This is a genomic window from Halobacillus dabanensis (assembly GCF_900114165.1).
GTDB lineage: Bacteria > Bacillota > Bacilli > Bacillales > Halobacillaceae > Halobacillus > Halobacillus dabanensis.
Genome location: NZ_FOSB01000011.1, coordinates 59020 through 74341 on the forward strand (window position 1 = coordinate 59020; position 15322 = coordinate 74341).

A 15322-nucleotide genomic window follows, 5' to 3' on the forward strand; every position below is an offset into this window, starting at 1 on the left:
GGGACCTCGTTCCTTCTCTTTTATTTCGGAATGAATATTCATTCCGTTTTTACCTATTATTTTACAGAGGTGAATTTTTATGATGAAAACACAACAACTTCCTCAACCGAAATCATATGGACCACTCGGGAACCTTCCGTTGATCGATAAAGAAAAACCGGTCCAGTCCTTTATGAAGCTTGCGAGAGAGTTTGGCCCGATTTATCAATTCCAGTTTCCAGGCAGAACCGCTCAATTTGTTTCTAGTGCAAGTCTGGCTGCTGAAATTTGTGATGAATCGAAGTTTGATAAGAAAGTAGGGCCTGCGCTCCAAAAAGTCCGCTCGTTCGGAGGCGATGGGTTGTTCACCAGTGAAACAGAGGAGCCAAACTGGAAGAAAGCTCACAATATTCTTTTGCCAAGCTTCAGCCAACAAGCAATGAAAGGCTATCATGATAAGATGGTAGACCTTGCTGCACAGTTGGTTCAAAAATGGGCGCGACTGAATCCTAAAGAAGCCATCGATGTACCAGAAGATATGACACGTCTTACGCTTGACACCATCGGTTTATGTGGATTCAATTATCGGTTTAACAGCTTCTACCGTGAATCCTCCCATCCGTTCGTTCAAAAAATGGTCCGAGCCCTTGATGAATCAATGAGTCAAACTCAACGCCTTGGAATTCAAGATAAACTGATGGTCAGGTCTAAACGGCAATATAAAGAGGATATTGACTATATGTTCAACCTCGTCGATGAATTAATCAAGGAACGCAAAGAAGCAGGTGATCAAGGGGAAGATGACTTGCTTGCCCATATGTTGAAAGGAAAAGACCCAGAGACAGGGGAAGTGCTGGATGATGAAAATATTCGCTTTCAAATCATCACCTTCCTAATTGCAGGGCACGAAACAACCAGTGGGCTACTCTCCTTTGCGATCTATTACTTATTAAAGAACCCAGATAAGCTTGCAAAAGCATATAAAGAAGTGGACGAAGTGATAGGAGAAGAAACCCCCACCTATAAACAAGTGAAAAAATTGAAATATGTCCGAATGGTTTTGAATGAGGCGTTAAGGTTATGGCCAACGGCTCCTGCATTTTCTGTTTATGCCAAGGAAAATACAACATTAGAAGGTAGGTATGAGGTAGAAGCAGGGGAAACCTTTACGCTTCTTATTCCAGAACTTCATCGGGATAAGTCCGTGTGGGGAGAAGATGCAGAAATGTTTAAACCGGATCGTTTTAAAGACCCATCCTTAATTCCATCCCATGTGTACAAACCGTTCGGAAATGGTCAGCGTGCTTGTATCGGTCAACAATTTGCCCTGCACGAAGCCACCCTTGTATTAGGGATGGTCCTGCAGCACTTTGAACTTGAGGATCACTCGAATTATGAATTGGATGTTAAAGAAACCTTAACATTAAAGCCTGATGAATTGACGATGAGAGTGAGATCGAGAAAAGAAGCTGCTTTTATTCAAGTTCCAGTCCAGGATGAAAAGAAAGAAGAAAACAAAAGGGACGTCCGAACCTCGATGGTGAACACCCATGGAACACCATTGCTCTTATTATACGGATCTAACTTAGGGACCGCAGAGGGAGTGGCTCGTGAACTTGCGGAAAAAGGGAGACAACAAGGTTTTCAAGTGGAGGTATCTCCTTTAAATGACTATACCGGAGAGTTGCCGGGAGAGGGTGCAACGATTATTGTGTCGGCTTCTTATAATGGGCATTCGCCGGATAATGCAGCGTCGTTTGTTGATTGGTTAGAATCGTCGGAACAGCAAGACTTAAAAGGTGTCCAATACACTGTCTTTGGCTGCGGAGACCGCAACTGGGCCAATACGTACCAAAAAATTCCTGCACGGATTGATAAAGGACTTGAAGCGAGGGGAGCAACAAGGATCATGTCCCGTGGCGAAGGGGATGCCGATGAAGACTTTGAAGGTGACCTTGATAAATGGGAAGAAATGTTATGGGATCGCTTAGCAGAAACGTTTAATCTTAAGCTGGAAGAACCGGATCATGATTCCAATCATATATCCATGGAATTTGTAAGCGCGACAACTCATACACCAGTAGCCCGCGAGCATCATGCATTTACGGGCATAGTTACCCAAAACAAAGAGTTGTTATCTTCCACAAACAGAAGTACACGACATATCGAATTACAACTACCATCCGGTATGACATACCAGGAAGGAGATCATCTTGGCGTATTGCCACAAAACAGTCAAGAACTCGTCTCTCGTGTGTTGGCTCGTTTTTCGTTAAAAGGAGAAGATTATGTGCTGCTTGGAGAAGAGGCAGGGAAAACAAACCATTTACCCACTCAACAACCTATTCAGCTCAAGGAACTACTGATGTCTTATGTAGAGCTGCAAGAACCTGCGACGAGGAAGCAAATTCGTGAGTTGGCTGCAAGTAATCCTTGTCCCCCACATAAAAAGGAATTGGAAAAACTTCTGGAAGATGAGATATACAAACAAGAGATTTTAGAAAAGCGGAAATCCATGCTCGAAATGGTTGAAGAATATGCTTCTTGTGAGTTGGAATTTGAGCGATTCCTGGCATTATTGCCTGCATTGAAAGCTCGATACTATTCTATATCCAGTTCTCCACGAGTACAGGAAAATCGAGTGAGTGTAACGGTCAGTGTGGTCCAAGGAGCGGCATGGAGTGGGAATGGAGAATATCTTGGGGTTGGATCCAATTATTTAGCAGGCAGGAAAGAAGGCGATAAGATAGCTTGCTTCCTTAAGACGCCACAATCTAATTTTCAAATTCCGGAAAATCCTGCTATCCCAATGGTTTTAATTGGACCAGGTACGGGTATTGCACCTTTTCGCGGCTTCATACAAACGTTACGTGTACGGAAAGAAGAGGGACACGTGTTAGGAGAGACGCATGTATACTTTGGATGTCGGCATCCCGAACAGGACTTTCTATATGAAAAGGAATTGAGGGAGGCTGAGCAGGAAGGACTGATTACATTGCACACCGCTTTCTCTCGTCAAGAGGGAAGCGAGAAAACCTATGTCCAGCACTTGATGGAACAAGATGCAGAACAGCTTGTTCCGCTTTTAAATGATGGAGGGCATGTGTACATTTGTGGGGATGGCAGCAAAATGGCCCCGGAAGTAACGAAGACATTAATTAAAAACTACCAGCTCATTCAGAAAACTTCTGAGCAGGAAGCAATGGATTGGCTGGATATGCTTGAAAATGAAGGACGTTTAGCTAAAGACGTGTGGGCAGGTAACTGATGATTTAACAAAAACTCCGTTTGGGCTGGAACCCTTGCGGAGTTTTTTTACTGGTAACTTTGCCCCCGCCCGTTACGTTAGTGATTTAGTACGGCTGGAGTCAGGCACCAGCAGAATCGGGGCTCTTTTTTATTAGAGCTAAAATCCATATCGCTTGCAGCCATATTGCGCCTATAAATAAGCCGCCGAGCACATCGCTGATATAATGGGCACCGAGATGTACCCGGGACCATCCTACCAATGCGATGAATAGAATTCCGCAAAGTAGGAATAAAAACCGATTCATTGATCTATAGCGGCAGGTGATAAAAAGGAATAGAGCACCTGATAGGAACACCGCGTATATGACATGACCACTTGGGAAAGCGTCACCGTGGGTGGTGATCAGGGAATCCAGGGGTGGGCGGTTTCGATCGAAGAGGTTTTTTAATGTTGAGCTGATCAGTCTCGTGCCTGCTGCCCCTATTAAAACCAAAGCACTAACCCAATATTTTTTTATATATAGGAAGGCGAAGGAAAGAATGAAACCGAATCCTAGACATATAGCATAACTGCTAAAGGCGGAAAAGAAACGGGCGACCCTGGTAAAGTTGCTTTCCTCTTGCGCAGTGATTGCATTCATTCCCCATTCGTCCAACATAGAAAGGAAAGTCTGCTCTGTATTCCATGCCCAAACGATGAATAAGAAAAGAGAGAGATTTAGCACAAGAAGCCACAAAGAGCGTCTATGCATAGATGAACTCCTTTTTCTTATTATTATAGAAAGTGGGGATATAATCTATACCCGATTCGATCACGGGGCTGTATAAGAAAATACAATGAAATCGAAAACTAAAAAAATCTCACGTCACTGTGGGATTTTTTTAGTTGTTCAGGAACTTACAAAACTAGTTACAGATGATATCGGGGTCGTCCTTAGGTTTCAAGATAACAAGAAAAGGTAAAAAAGACAGAAAGCTTCTTTTGGATAGGTTAGCTGTAAAAAAATTTAGGATCTGTCATTTAAACGGGAGGAGAGAATGATCGCTATGAACAAATATTTCCATAGTAATTATGAAGAGTCTAGAGAGACATTCAGAAATTTATTGACCAGGGTACAAAATAAGTGGCCCAACGCAGAGTTGTATCAAAAAGCCATTGGTGATAGTGAAGATAACACGATTGATGTCATTTATGCAGAAGCTGCCACTTCAAATGATAAAGTCGTTTTCTTTACTTCTGGCGAACATGGCATAGAAGGTTATGCAGGGGCTGCAGTCATTCAATTATTTGTAGAGGATTATATGGAATCCATCGATCCATCTACTACAGGCATTTGTCTTATTCATGGCATCAACCCATGGGGAATGAAGCATTTTCGCAGGGTTACGGAAAATAATGTGGACTTGAATCGGAATTATTTTTTAGAAAAACAGGACATTCCTATGGATATAAATCGAAATTATGAGAAAGAAAGCCAAATTTTCCTTCCTACAAAGCCTGTAGAGGAGATAGGGAAAGAAAAGACGAAGCTCTACGAAGCCTTAAGCAAAGGGATGATGAATGAAGGATATAAAGGTATAAAGAAAGCAAAAGGGATGGGCCAATTTGAATTTGAACGAGGGGTATACTTCGGTGGCTTTGAGGAAGAGCCCTCCTCTACCTATATAAAATCCTGGCAAAGACAACTGCTGGACAATTTTAGCACTGTGATCCATATGGATTGGCATACAGCCTTAGGTCCGACAAACGAAGTGACAATGGTTGTTTCTGAAAAAATCGGGGAAAGTGAAGAAGGATTGAAGGATACCTATGGGTGGGAAAATATTCAAGTCTTTTCCCCAGATACTGTTAAAGGGGATTCGACGAATCATTTTTATGAACTGAGAGAGGATGAATACCCTACCAAGCGTCTTTTCTCTGCTTTATTCGAATTTGGAACCTTTGGGACAAGCCGGGAAGCGGAATTACGAGAATTCACCACAATTATTTTAGAAAATCAACTATATTGGGAAGGGACGGAATATCCTGAGAGTCGAGAATGGATTCAAGAAGAACTGATGAATATGTTTTACCCTCAAGATGAAGAATGGAAAGAAGCAGTCTTGAAGGAAGCAGGTGTAGCAATAAAATCCGTCCTGGGCAAAGAAAAAATAGTATAACTGGTGCTGCTATAAAGGGTGCCTGATCCCCGCTATGATAACAGTGGGGGTCAGGCGCCTTTTTATTTTCAACAATTATTTATCAAATACGGTTATTTATTTATTGAAAAACGATAAATGTAAGTATATAATCAAGTCACATTAGGAAATGAAAGCAAGGAAAAGGAATGGGGGAGGAAAAAACTTGAGAGTAATAAAACAACTATTTGGTTTTGGGTGGGAGCAGGCGTTATCCTGTTTGTTTCCTGTCGTTATTTTTGCCTCCCTGGCTCTGACGCAATGGGTATCCGTCCCCTTTCTGCCAAGGTATGATCTGCTGCTCTTCATTTGTTTATGGATGCAGTGGGGGATGGTGCGATCAGGGTTGGAAACGATTGATGAACTGAAGGTGATTTCGTTATTTCATATCATTGGCCTTACTCTGGAAATTTTCAAAGTACATATGGGCTCCTGGTCTTATCCCGAAGAAGGTTATTTTAAAGTTTTTGGTGTGCCTTTGTATAGTGGCTTCATGTATGCAAGTGTTGCCAGTTATCTTTGCCAGGCATGGAGGAGGCTGAAGGTTGATTTGGTTCGTTGGCCGTCTTTTTGGTCTGTTGTTCCTTTGGCAACAGCGATTTATTTGAATTTTTTCACCCATCATTATTGGATGGATGTTCGCTGGTGGTTAGCTGGACTTGTTTTGATCGTTTTTTGGCGGGCCTCGGTCACCTACGAGGTAGGGGGAGTACGTTACCGGATGCCACTCGTTCTTGCTTTTGTACTCATCGGTTTTTTTATATGGCTTGCTGAGAATATTGCTACTTATCTTGGTGCATGGGAATATCCGAATCAAACCGATGCCTGGAATCTCGTTCATGTAGGGAAGGTGAGTTCCTGGCTCTTATTGGTGATCGTCAGCTTCCTCATCGTAGCGACATTGAAGCAGGTGAAGGGAAAAGAACGAAAAAGCAGGGGATTGAGCGCGGAGGATCGGCACAAAAATAGGAGGAAGGCTCTTTAGACTTCAATATGATAAACTTGGGGAAACAATCTCACCTGAGGAGAAATACCATGAACAAAATGCGGTTTAAACTGAGCACGATGATTATCTTTTATGTACTATTAGTGGTCTTATTTTCTTTATTAATCACCGATCTTCTCATAACAGAAACCACGGGGGATAATATACGTGATCAGCTTGAAGAGAAAGCCTTGATTGTTTCGCGGACGGTCTCCAAATCGGAGCTCGTTCAGGATGAACTTCAAACCCCTTCAGACGATGAAGCCATTCAGGATTATGCCATGAGTATCCAGGAGGCGTCCGGTGTTCTGTTTGTTGTTATCATGAATATGGACGGGGTCCGTCATTCTCACCCGAATCCTGATTTGATCGGCAAACGGTTCGTCGGTGATGATGAGTCGAGGGTGTTAGCCGGGGAAGAGTACATATCGATAGCCGAAGGAACTTTAGGGCAATCGGTTCGAGCCTTCACCCCGATTATCGCGGACGACGGAGAACAGGTAGGGGCTGTGTCTGTCGGAATTTCACTCGATGCGTTGGAAGCATCCTTGCAAAGCAGTCACCGGAATATATTGATCGGCTCCTTGATCGGTGCTCTCGTAGGGGTCATCGGTGCCTACCTACTGGCGCGTTATATTAAGAAGAGCTTGTTTGGACTCGAACCTGTTGCGATTGCCAGAATCCATGAAGAACGGAACCGCATGCTCCATTCTGTCCGTGAAGGTATCATTGCTGTGGATGCGGATGCAAGAATTACGCTTGTCAATAAGTCGGCAAGGAATATTTTTAAAAAAGCCGGGATTCAGGATGAAGATCCCGTCGGCCTGAAGATTTCTGAGTACCTTCCTCATTCGATGCTTGAGAGAGTACTCGAGACAGGAGAGGCAGAGACGGATGAAGAGCAGGTCATCAACGGCTCATCGATTATCGTGAACCGGGTGCCTCTGGTCGTAAATGATGAGGTGGTCGGTGCGATTTCTACATTCCGTGATAAAACCGAAGTGAATCATCTGGCCGAACAGCTGACAGGTGTACGGTTATATGCGGAATCGCTTCGTGCTCAGTCCCATGAATTTAAAAATAAGCTGCATGTCCTGTTGGGCATGGTCGAGTTGGATTCGTTCGATGAGGTCAAATCCTATATCAAGCGGCTGGTGGATCACCAGGTTCATGAAGCGGATATCATCACGAACAAAATGGAGGACCCTGTTCTCGCTGGGTTCATGATTGGTAAGCTGAGTTATGCCCGTGAACAGAACATCCGTTTAACGGTGAGTTGTGAAACAGTGATCCCGGCATCAAAAGATGAAGCTGTGACTCATGAATTAGTGACGATCATTGGAAACCTAATCGATAATGCGATAGAAAGCCTTGATGGAAGGGAAGAGAAGCGTATTTCTCTTATTCTGTCTTATGTAGATGAATTACTGGAGTTTGAGATAAGGGACACTGGAATCGGGATCAGTGAAGAACAGCAGAAAGAAATTTTTCAAAAAGGGATATCGACAAAAGGAAATGACAGGGGATACGGTCTTTACCTTGTAAAAGCAAGTGTAGATTCTCTTGAAGGCTCGCTTGAAATCGAGTCGGCCGTAAATGAAGGAACAACCTTCAACCTCATCATCCCTTATGAAGGGGAGGGGGAATAGGTATGATTCACGTGCTGATTGTAGAAGACGATCCGATGGTCGCTGACTTGAATAAAAAATATGTGGAGCAGATGGATGGCTTTCATATCGCGGCGATGGCTGCCAATGAGGAGGAAGCGTTCCAATGCTTAGATGACTATCATGTGGACTTAATCCTTCTTGACGTTTATATGCCTGGCAGGAATGGATTGCAGCTGCTTAAAGAATTACGTAAAAGGGAAGTACACGTCGATGTCATCCTGATAACGGCTGCGTCCGAAAAAGAACAAATCCAGAAGTCGCTACGGCTTGGAGCGGTGGACTATTTAGTTAAACCTTTTGAATTCGAGCGATTTCAGGGTTCATTGAATAAATACAAAGAGAATTATTCTGTTTTTCAGGATAAGGAGAGCGTAAGTCAGGAAGAGATTGATCAAATTTTTATCGCACAGGAAAATCCTCAAGGAAAAAAACGGATCCAGGTGCCGAAAGGGCTGACCCAAAATACGCTGGAACTCATCATCCGCACCATCCGGACGAAAGAGAACGACGCTTTTTCCACTGATGAAATAGCACAGGATACGGAAGTTTCCAGGGTTTCTGTCCGCAAATATTTAAAGTTTTTAAGGGAAATAGATTTTCTGGAGGAAACGCTCGTTTATGGGGTGGGGCGCCCTGTTTATCAGTATAGAATCAAAGACAATAGAGATCTGGACCTCGAGTTCTATCATTAAGAAAGCAGCTGTTTCAGCTGCTTTTTTTAATTACAATAAAATTTTTATTTTCATATGATGGGCAAGTAAAGCGTTTTCAATTAAGGTGAAACACAAGAAGATGTTCGAATTTTTCGAGATTGGAGGTTCAGCAAATGAGCAGAGAGAGTCTGAGTGAAGAAACCATAAATTTGCATCGTGCGTTTAGAGGAAAAATCGAGGTAGCTAGTAAAGTGCCTGTCAATACAGGAACAGATTTGAGTTTAATCTATACTCCAGGAGTTGCAGATATTTGCAAGGCGATTGCGGATAACCCGGATGAAGCGGATGAATTGACGTCCAAAGGAAATATGGTGGCCATAGTGACAGACGGGACAGCCGTATTGGGATTAGGGGACATTGGTCCGAAAGCGGCAATGCCGGTTATGGAAGGAAAGAGTCTTTTGTTTAAGAAATTCGCCGGGATTGATGCTTTTCCTTTATGCCTGGATACACAAGACCCGGATGAAATTGTTTCTATAATAAAAGCTCTTGCTCCGACATTTTCAGGAGTGAATCTTGAAGACATTTCCGCCCCAAGGTGTTTTGAAATCGAAGAGAGATTAAAGAAGGAGCTTGACATTCCTGTTTTTCACGATGATCAACATGGAACGGCTATTGTCGTGTTAGCTGCTTTAATCAATGCTTTAAAGGTTGTGAATAAGTCCAGGCAGAATACGAAGGTTGTGATTAACGGGGCAGGGGCTGCCGGGATCGCGATTTCTGACTTACTTTTATATGCAGGGTTTACGGATGTGACACTCGTCAGCCTGGAGGGTATCGTGAGAAAAGGAGCATCCTGGATGAATCCAAGACAAGCTTCTATGGCGGAAAAAACCAATCTGTACGGAATAGAAGGCGGGTTGGATGATGTCATCACAGGAGCCGATATCTTTATAGGAGTGTCTGCACCAGGAGTGTTGAGTAAAGAACAGGTACAGAGGATGCAGGCGGATGCGATTATTTTTGCCTTAGCGAATCCTGTACCGGAAATTTATCCGGAAGATGCATTGGAAGCAGGGGCTGCGGTAGTCGGGACTGGCCGTTCGGACTATCCTAATCAGATTAATAACCTGCTTGCTTTTCCCGGCATCTTTAAAGGAGCTCTTCATAGTAGAGTGAGAGATATAACGATTGATATGAAGGTAGCGGCGGCAGAAGGAATTGCCAAAGTCGTATCTGATGAAGAACTTTCCCCGGAATACGTGATTCCTAGTGCACTTGACCGGACCGTTGCACAGACCGTGGCCGATTCGATAGGGCAGACAGTCAACAAAAAAGAAGAATGCTTAGTGTAATACTAAGCATTCTCCATCATTAAATAAAGGAGAGATTATATGTCCAGTTCAGCTGAAAGAGTACAAGCAGTTCAGCCAGCGGAGCAAAATGTCACTTCAATCAACAATCAAAAGAAAGCGATTACAATATTTGGACTTCCTCTTATGTGGTTCATTGGGATTACGGTTATTACTTTAGCGAGCATGTACACAGGGAATTTACCAGGAGGAATGCTAGGCAGCCTTCTCGTCATGATGGTTCTCGGTGAGCTCTTTGGTTGGGTCGGAGACCATACTCCTGTATTGAAGACGTATCTGGGAGGCGGTGCCATACTTGCCATCTTTGGTGCGGCATATATGGTTTATGCTGGTCTTATTCCAAGTGAAACGGTCACAATGATCGATACCTTCATGAAAGACGGAGCCTTTTTGAACTTCTATATCGCCGCTTTGATTACGGGAAGCATTTTAGGGATGAACAAACAGATTTTGATTAAAGTCGGTCTCAAGTACTTTTTACCGATTTTCGGTGCGGTGATCGGTGCGATGGCTGTCGCAGGTTTGTTTGGTGCAATCGTCGGATTTTCCATAAGAGATGCAGTACTTGTCATTACGATGCCTATCATGGGTGGCGGAATGGGCGCAGGAGCCGTTCCTATGAGTCAGATTTATAGTGAATTAATGGGGAATGATCCAAGCTACTATATTTCCATGCTTGTTCCAGCGTTAGCTTTGGGTAATGTTTTTGCAATCATCCTTGCAAGTATGCTCAATATCCTCGGGAAAAAAGTACCTTCCTTGACAGGGAATGGTCAGTTGTTGAAAGGGTTTGAATACAAAGAAGAGAAACCATCCTTTGACATTGGAAAAATGGGAGTAGGGTTGATGGCAGCGGTTCTGTTCTTTACTGTTGGAACATTATTAGCTGGATTCATCCCGCTTCACGCTTATGCACTGATGATCATTATCGTTGCTGCAGCTAAAATTGCAGGTATTATACCAGAGAGTGTCTTAGATGGAGCGAATCAGTGGTATAAGTTCGTAGCTAAAAACTGGACGCTTGCTCTTCTGTTCGGTATCGGAATTGCTTATACAGACTTAGGTACAGTCCTTGAAGCATTGACCCTTCAATACATTGTAACTGTGCTGGGTGTTGTTGTGGGAGCTGTGATCGGAGCTGGTCTCCTCGGTAAGCTGGTCGGCTTTTATCCAATCGAATCAGCGATCACTGCTGGATTGTGTATGGCTAACATGGGTGGAACAGGAGATGTAGCTGTCCTATCATCTTCCAGAAGAATGGAACTTATGCCGTTTGCGCAGATTTCCTCTCGTTTAGGAGGGGCTCTCATCCTGCTTCTAGCCGGTTTACTCATACCACTACTGATGTAATAAAGAAGCGAAAGGTCTGCCTCCATATTTATGGGGCAGGCCTTTTGTATTGGATAAGGAGATTTGGAGCGGTGATAAAGCCCCTGGGATGGTCACAAAGGAAAGTTTTTTTAAGGAAAGTTGACGGTGATTTCTAAAACGTGACATGAAAGCAGACTTTTTTCATACAATATTTTGGGGTGAAAAAATGAGAGTGAAATACACCGATTCAGACGTTGCCTTAATGGCAAGGATGATGAGAGCAGAAGCAGTAGGGGAAGGGAAACAGGGAATGTTGTATGTCGGAAATGTCATTGTGAACCGTGCTGTTGCGGATTGTCTGGATTTTCAAGATGTAAGGAACATTAATGATGTCATTTATCAAGTTCAGGGAGGAAATTACTCTTTTGAAGCTGTTCAGAAAGGAAATGTCTTTTATAACAGAGCGAGGTCTACGGAGAAGAGATTAGCAGAAAAAAACTTGAAGTATTGGAGACAGCATCCGGCTAAATACAGCCTCTGGTATTTTAATCCATATGGAGAGTGCCCGTCAACATGGTACGGTCAGCCTTTTACTGGTCAATATAAACAACACTGCTATTATGAACCGGTGGCTGGAACATGTGCCAGTGTGTATCGCTGAGGGTAGTTTGCGGGATTGCTTGCTTAAAAGAGAACGGATGAGTTAGCAGATAATGGATTATTAAAAGAAGGACGATTGCCTGATAAAGGGTTCGTCCTTCCTTATTTGAAAAGATGTCAACGGTTTTCCATCTTCGTATAGGGTAAGCTTTCCGAAAGAATGAGCCGCTGAACTCATTAACCTTTATATTCTCTCATCGCGCTTTTTATGGCTTCTACATAGGCTTTGAATGCTTCTGTTTCGTTGGCGGTATCGCTTCTGGAGGAAAAGCTGATATCCCCGTTTTTGTAAAATGCTTTTCTCTGCGCCCTTGTAATCTCGAGCTGGACACCTTTTTCTGTCTTGGTCTTGTTGACGAAATTATCAGGACTATCGCCATCGAGGTGTTCGGGAGCTTCTGTTACGAGGAATCCACTTTCCTCTAAGTGTTTCCTTACGATTTTTTTCAGCTCTTTATCCCGTCCTCCGAGCAACGTCTCTGGCTTTTCTCCACTTGCCCCATGAATCGCAATGTGATGTTCGGCATTTGCGACCATTTCCAACGCTTGCGGCTCATCAAATCTTGTGGACGTGATATGTAAATTGCTGAAATTATCCGTTGGTAATCTTCCTTTAAAGGCATAGAAGGGATAGGATGTTCCGGCAATCGCTTCAGTAAGTGAAGAAGTGGTTTCTTCAATACCGCCACCGTGGATCGCGCTTACAAGCCAAGACTCATCCCCTTCTGTATTTTTTACTATCTCCCAGTCTTCCCCTTCATCATAGACTTCTTTTAACTCTTCGAATGAGCAAAAACGGTCTGAGCAGTCGTCTTCCGTTGTACTTGTTCCTTCCTCGGCCTCATCATTTAAAAACCATAGAAGTGCCGCTACAGAAACAATCGCAGCTATGATGATTTTTATATACATGGTCCCGCCACCTTTCTTATAAAAGTACCATATCCATAATTATTTCAGAAGGCTACTAAAATACTGAAACATTTTATCAGGCTGGCACAGGGTGTATTTTGTGTAAGGCTTGTCGTTTTAATAATAGTAAAATTCTAGATAAATAGAGAAAAAGACCAAATCCTCGCAGGTTGGTCTTTTTTCTGTATTCATTAAGAAGATAGGTGTTCGGCATTCCTTTGTAAATACGGAGCTTCTGTTTGATTTCCGATCCTCCATAAGTAACCGATGACGGCACCCAGTAGAGCCGGAAGAATCCAGCCAAGCCCGATATCGTACAGTGGCAAATAGGAATAATAAAATTGGCTGATGTCCTCCAGCCACGGAAGAAGAGCAGTTGGGATCGTTCCTACTAACGCATTGTAGCCATCAATGGTACTTACGAAAAACGTCAAGATCATAGCGCCGGCATAAACACTGCGTTTATGGTTGAAGAGACTCGAGCTAAGGCCTAATAAGATCAGGACAATAGCTAGTGGGTACAGGAACATCAATACAGGAACCGCATATTGAATAATGTTCGTAAGCCCAAAGTTCGCCACCATTAATGACATTAAAGATAGAATCAATACGAATGATTTGTAGCTGATTTTAGGATAAATAGAATGGAAAAATTCGCTGCAGGCGACAATCAGTCCAATACTCGTTTTTAAACAAGCGAGGACGATAATCAACGCCAATAAAATCGAACCGAATGAACCGAAATAATGCTGCGAAACAGCAGCAAAGGTCAGTCCGCCATTTTCAAGTGTTCCGATGGTTGAAACGCTTGATGCACCCATATACGTGATTAAACCGTAAATAAGCATCATCAGACCCATCGCAAATAACCCTGATTTCCATGTCGTACTGGCGATCGCCTTTTTATCGGTAATCCCCAAGTTCTTGATGGCATGGATGACGACAATCCCGAAAGCGAGCGCACCGAGCGCATCCATCGTGTTATATCCTTCTTTAAAACCGGTCATAAACGGCATGGTGCTATAATCACCTGTTGGTGCTCCGAAGCCGCCCATTGGTTTAACGATGGCCGTGATGATTAAAATCGATAAGAATAGTAAAAAAGCAGGGGTTAAGTATTTTCCGACGATATCCATCACTTTAGCCGAGTTCAGTGAAAAATAATAAACAAGGGCAAAAAATAAGAAAGTGAATAGTGCCAGCCACAAACTGCTTTGATCTGATGGGATAAATGGTTCAAATCCAACGACAAAAGGTACGGTAGCTGTTCTTGGAATCGCGAAGAATGGTCCGATCGTTAAATAAAGAATGAGAGCGAATAATATTCCGAATAAAGGGTGAACCCGGCTAGCTAAATCCTGTAACCCTTGACTGCCAGACAGACCAATGGCCAAGATCCCCAACAATGGCAGCCCGATCGCGGTCACTAAAAAGCCAATTAATGCTGGCCAAAAGGAAGTCCCGGCAAGCTGTCCCAGTTGAATCGGAAAGATTAAATTTCCGGCGCCGAAAAATAATCCGAAAAGCATTGTCCCGATTCCTGCATAGATAGAGAATGATGTTTTCTGTTTCATAGATGTGGTCCTTTCTCATTGTATTAGGTGTTCCTTAAAGGAATAAAGATAATCCTAACAAGAATCTCGGAGAGGAACAATAGACTTTATGAAATTAGTCGAAAATGTTTGATTATTGACGATTGAGAACGATTACATTTCCTTATAATGGGGGGGATTCCGTTCAGAGCCAATGAAAAAGGACTTCCTTTTTCAGGAAGTCCTTGAAGAGACGAGACGATACTGTTTGCATTACTTTGGCATGCGGATCGTTCATCCCGTGTCGTTTTATAGATCTTGTGGTGTTAGTATATGATCATTGTTTCCGCATTCCGGACATTGGGTCCAGACGACATAAGCCACTTTGTCTTCAAACTCTTTAGGAACGACTTTGATCACTTTGAGGTTGTTATGGAGGCAGCTAGTGCATCTTTCTTTAATCGTCTGACCTACTTCATATTTTTGCATCATCTCACCCCTGATTGCTTTTTTCAAATGAGTAACGGATCTCAATAGTTTTTCAGTATAACTTTTCTTTCTAGCAGAGTCAAAGATTTAACTGTTCTCTTTTCATTTCCGCTATAACTTATAGAATAGAAGGGGGGAACCATAGGAAAGTGAGGGGGAAAGAAGTTGTACTACATCGTTTCAATTGCTGTGTTTCTTTATCTTATTTATAAAGTAATTAATATAGACAGAGTGCTTAAAAAACAACAAGCAGACCAGGAGGAGATCAAGTCTCTTTTGAAAATACTTATTAAATCTAACAATACCCGATGAATCGATACAAGGGCTTATTTTA

Annotated in this window: 13 protein-coding genes; 9 read left to right on the forward strand and 4 right to left on the reverse strand. The window is 42.9% G+C overall.

Features of this window, described 5'->3' with window-relative positions; translation table 11 throughout:
• The first annotated feature begins 79 nt into the window (after nt 1-79).
• Entirely contained in the window at nt 80-3247 is a 3168-nt protein-coding gene (locus BMZ58_RS16715) for a bifunctional cytochrome P450/NADPH--P450 reductase (RefSeq protein ID WP_075037706.1), read from the forward strand.
• 100 nt (nt 3248-3347) lie between these two features.
• Here BMZ58_RS16715 and BMZ58_RS16720 read toward each other — a convergent pair whose 3' ends face one another.
• Complete coding sequence (locus tag BMZ58_RS16720; protein ID WP_075037707.1) at nt 3348-3980, reverse strand: phosphatase PAP2 family protein; 633 nt, start codon at nt 3978-3980, stop codon at nt 3348-3350.
• A gap of 286 nt (nt 3981-4266) precedes the next feature.
• On the opposite strand from BMZ58_RS16720, the gene BMZ58_RS16725 reads away from it, so the two are divergent.
• The 7 genes from BMZ58_RS16725 to BMZ58_RS16755 all read left to right on the forward strand — a co-directional run bounded on the left by BMZ58_RS16725 (nt 4267) and on the right by BMZ58_RS16755 (nt 12059).
• On the forward strand, nt 4267-5388 hold the full coding sequence (locus BMZ58_RS16725; RefSeq protein WP_083412852.1) for a M14 family metallopeptidase: 1122 nt from the start codon (nt 4267-4269) through the stop codon (nt 5386-5388).
• A gap of 184 nt (nt 5389-5572) precedes the next feature.
• On the forward strand, nt 5573-6391 hold the full coding sequence (locus tag BMZ58_RS16730; protein ID WP_083412854.1) for a DUF817 domain-containing protein: 819 nt from the start codon (nt 5573-5575) through the stop codon (nt 6389-6391).
• Nucleotides 6392-6441: 50 nt separating this feature from the next.
• Entirely contained in the window at nt 6442-8040 is a 1599-nt protein-coding gene (gene dcuS / locus BMZ58_RS16735) for a DcuS/MalK family sensor histidine kinase (protein ID WP_075037709.1), read from the forward strand.
• Nucleotides 8041-8042: 2 nt separating this feature from the next.
• On the forward strand, nt 8043-8753 hold the full coding sequence (locus tag BMZ58_RS16740; RefSeq protein ID WP_075037710.1) for a response regulator: 711 nt from the start codon (nt 8043-8045) through the stop codon (nt 8751-8753).
• Between the two features lie 134 nt (nt 8754-8887).
• Complete coding sequence (locus BMZ58_RS16745; protein WP_075037711.1) at nt 8888-10069, forward strand: NAD(P)-dependent malic enzyme; 1182 nt, start codon at nt 8888-8890, stop codon at nt 10067-10069.
• A 39-nt stretch (nt 10070-10108) separates the two neighbouring features.
• Entirely contained in the window at nt 10109-11437 is a 1329-nt protein-coding gene (locus BMZ58_RS16750) for a 2-hydroxycarboxylate transporter family protein (protein ID WP_075037712.1), read from the forward strand.
• Between the two features lie 187 nt (nt 11438-11624).
• Nucleotides 11625-12059: a cell wall hydrolase gene (locus BMZ58_RS16755; RefSeq protein WP_083412858.1), complete on the forward strand. Its 435-nt coding sequence runs from the start codon at nt 11625-11627 to the stop codon at nt 12057-12059.
• Nucleotides 12060-12235: 176 nt separating this feature from the next.
• Here BMZ58_RS16755 and BMZ58_RS16760 read toward each other — a convergent pair whose 3' ends face one another.
• From BMZ58_RS16760 to BMZ58_RS16770, 3 genes are all read right to left on the reverse strand, one after another.
• The gene (locus BMZ58_RS16760) at nt 12236-12967 is read right to left on the reverse strand and encodes a poly-gamma-glutamate hydrolase family protein (RefSeq protein WP_075037714.1); all 732 of its coding nucleotides are present in this window, start codon (nt 12965-12967) and stop codon (nt 12236-12238) included.
• A 191-nt stretch (nt 12968-13158) separates the two neighbouring features.
• A complete protein-coding gene (brnQ, locus tag BMZ58_RS16765) occupies nt 13159-14541 on the reverse strand; it encodes a branched-chain amino acid transport system II carrier protein (RefSeq protein ID WP_075037715.1) in 1383 nt (460 codons plus the stop codon).
• A gap of 267 nt (nt 14542-14808) precedes the next feature.
• Nucleotides 14809-14988 (reverse strand): hypothetical protein, encoded by a 180-nt coding sequence (locus BMZ58_RS16770; protein WP_075037716.1) that lies wholly within the window; start codon nt 14986-14988, stop codon nt 14809-14811.
• Nucleotides 14989-15153: 165 nt separating this feature from the next.
• Between BMZ58_RS16770 and BMZ58_RS21225 the strand changes: the two genes are divergently transcribed.
• A complete protein-coding gene (locus BMZ58_RS21225) occupies nt 15154-15300 on the forward strand; it encodes a hypothetical protein (RefSeq protein ID WP_167360104.1) in 147 nt (48 codons plus the stop codon).
• Nucleotides 15301-15322: the final 22 nt, after the last annotated feature.

What these genes read in the sequence shown, in the direction of transcription:
- BMZ58_RS16755 (WP_083412858.1), top strand. Translation starts at nt 11,625, where the DNA reads ATGAGAGTGAAATACACCGATTCAGACGTTGCCTTAATGGCAAGGATG.
- BMZ58_RS16750 (WP_075037712.1), top strand. Translation starts at nt 10,109, where the DNA reads ATGTCCAGTTCAGCTGAAAGAGTACAAGCAGTTCAGCCAGCGGAGCAA.
- BMZ58_RS16715 (WP_075037706.1), top strand. Translation starts at nt 80, where the DNA reads ATGATGAAAACACAACAACTTCCTCAACCGAAATCATATGGACCACTC.
- BMZ58_RS16720 (WP_075037707.1), bottom strand. Translation starts at nt 3,980, where the DNA reads ATGCATAGACGCTCTTTGTGGCTTCTTGTGCTAAATCTCTCTCTTTTC.
- brnQ (WP_075037715.1), bottom strand. Translation starts at nt 14,541, where the DNA reads ATGAAACAGAAAACATCATTCTCTATCTATGCAGGAATCGGGACAATG.
- BMZ58_RS16740 (WP_075037710.1), top strand. Translation starts at nt 8,043, where the DNA reads ATGATTCACGTGCTGATTGTAGAAGACGATCCGATGGTCGCTGACTTG.
- dcuS (WP_075037709.1), top strand. Translation starts at nt 6,442, where the DNA reads ATGAACAAAATGCGGTTTAAACTGAGCACGATGATTATCTTTTATGTA.
- BMZ58_RS16770 (WP_075037716.1), bottom strand. Translation starts at nt 14,988, where the DNA reads ATGCAAAAATATGAAGTAGGTCAGACGATTAAAGAAAGATGCACTAGC.
- BMZ58_RS16760 (WP_075037714.1), bottom strand. Translation starts at nt 12,967, where the DNA reads ATGTATATAAAAATCATCATAGCTGCGATTGTTTCTGTAGCGGCACTT.
- BMZ58_RS16725 (WP_083412852.1), top strand. Translation starts at nt 4,267, where the DNA reads ATGATCGCTATGAACAAATATTTCCATAGTAATTATGAAGAGTCTAGA.
- BMZ58_RS16745 (WP_075037711.1), top strand. Translation starts at nt 8,888, where the DNA reads ATGAGCAGAGAGAGTCTGAGTGAAGAAACCATAAATTTGCATCGTGCG.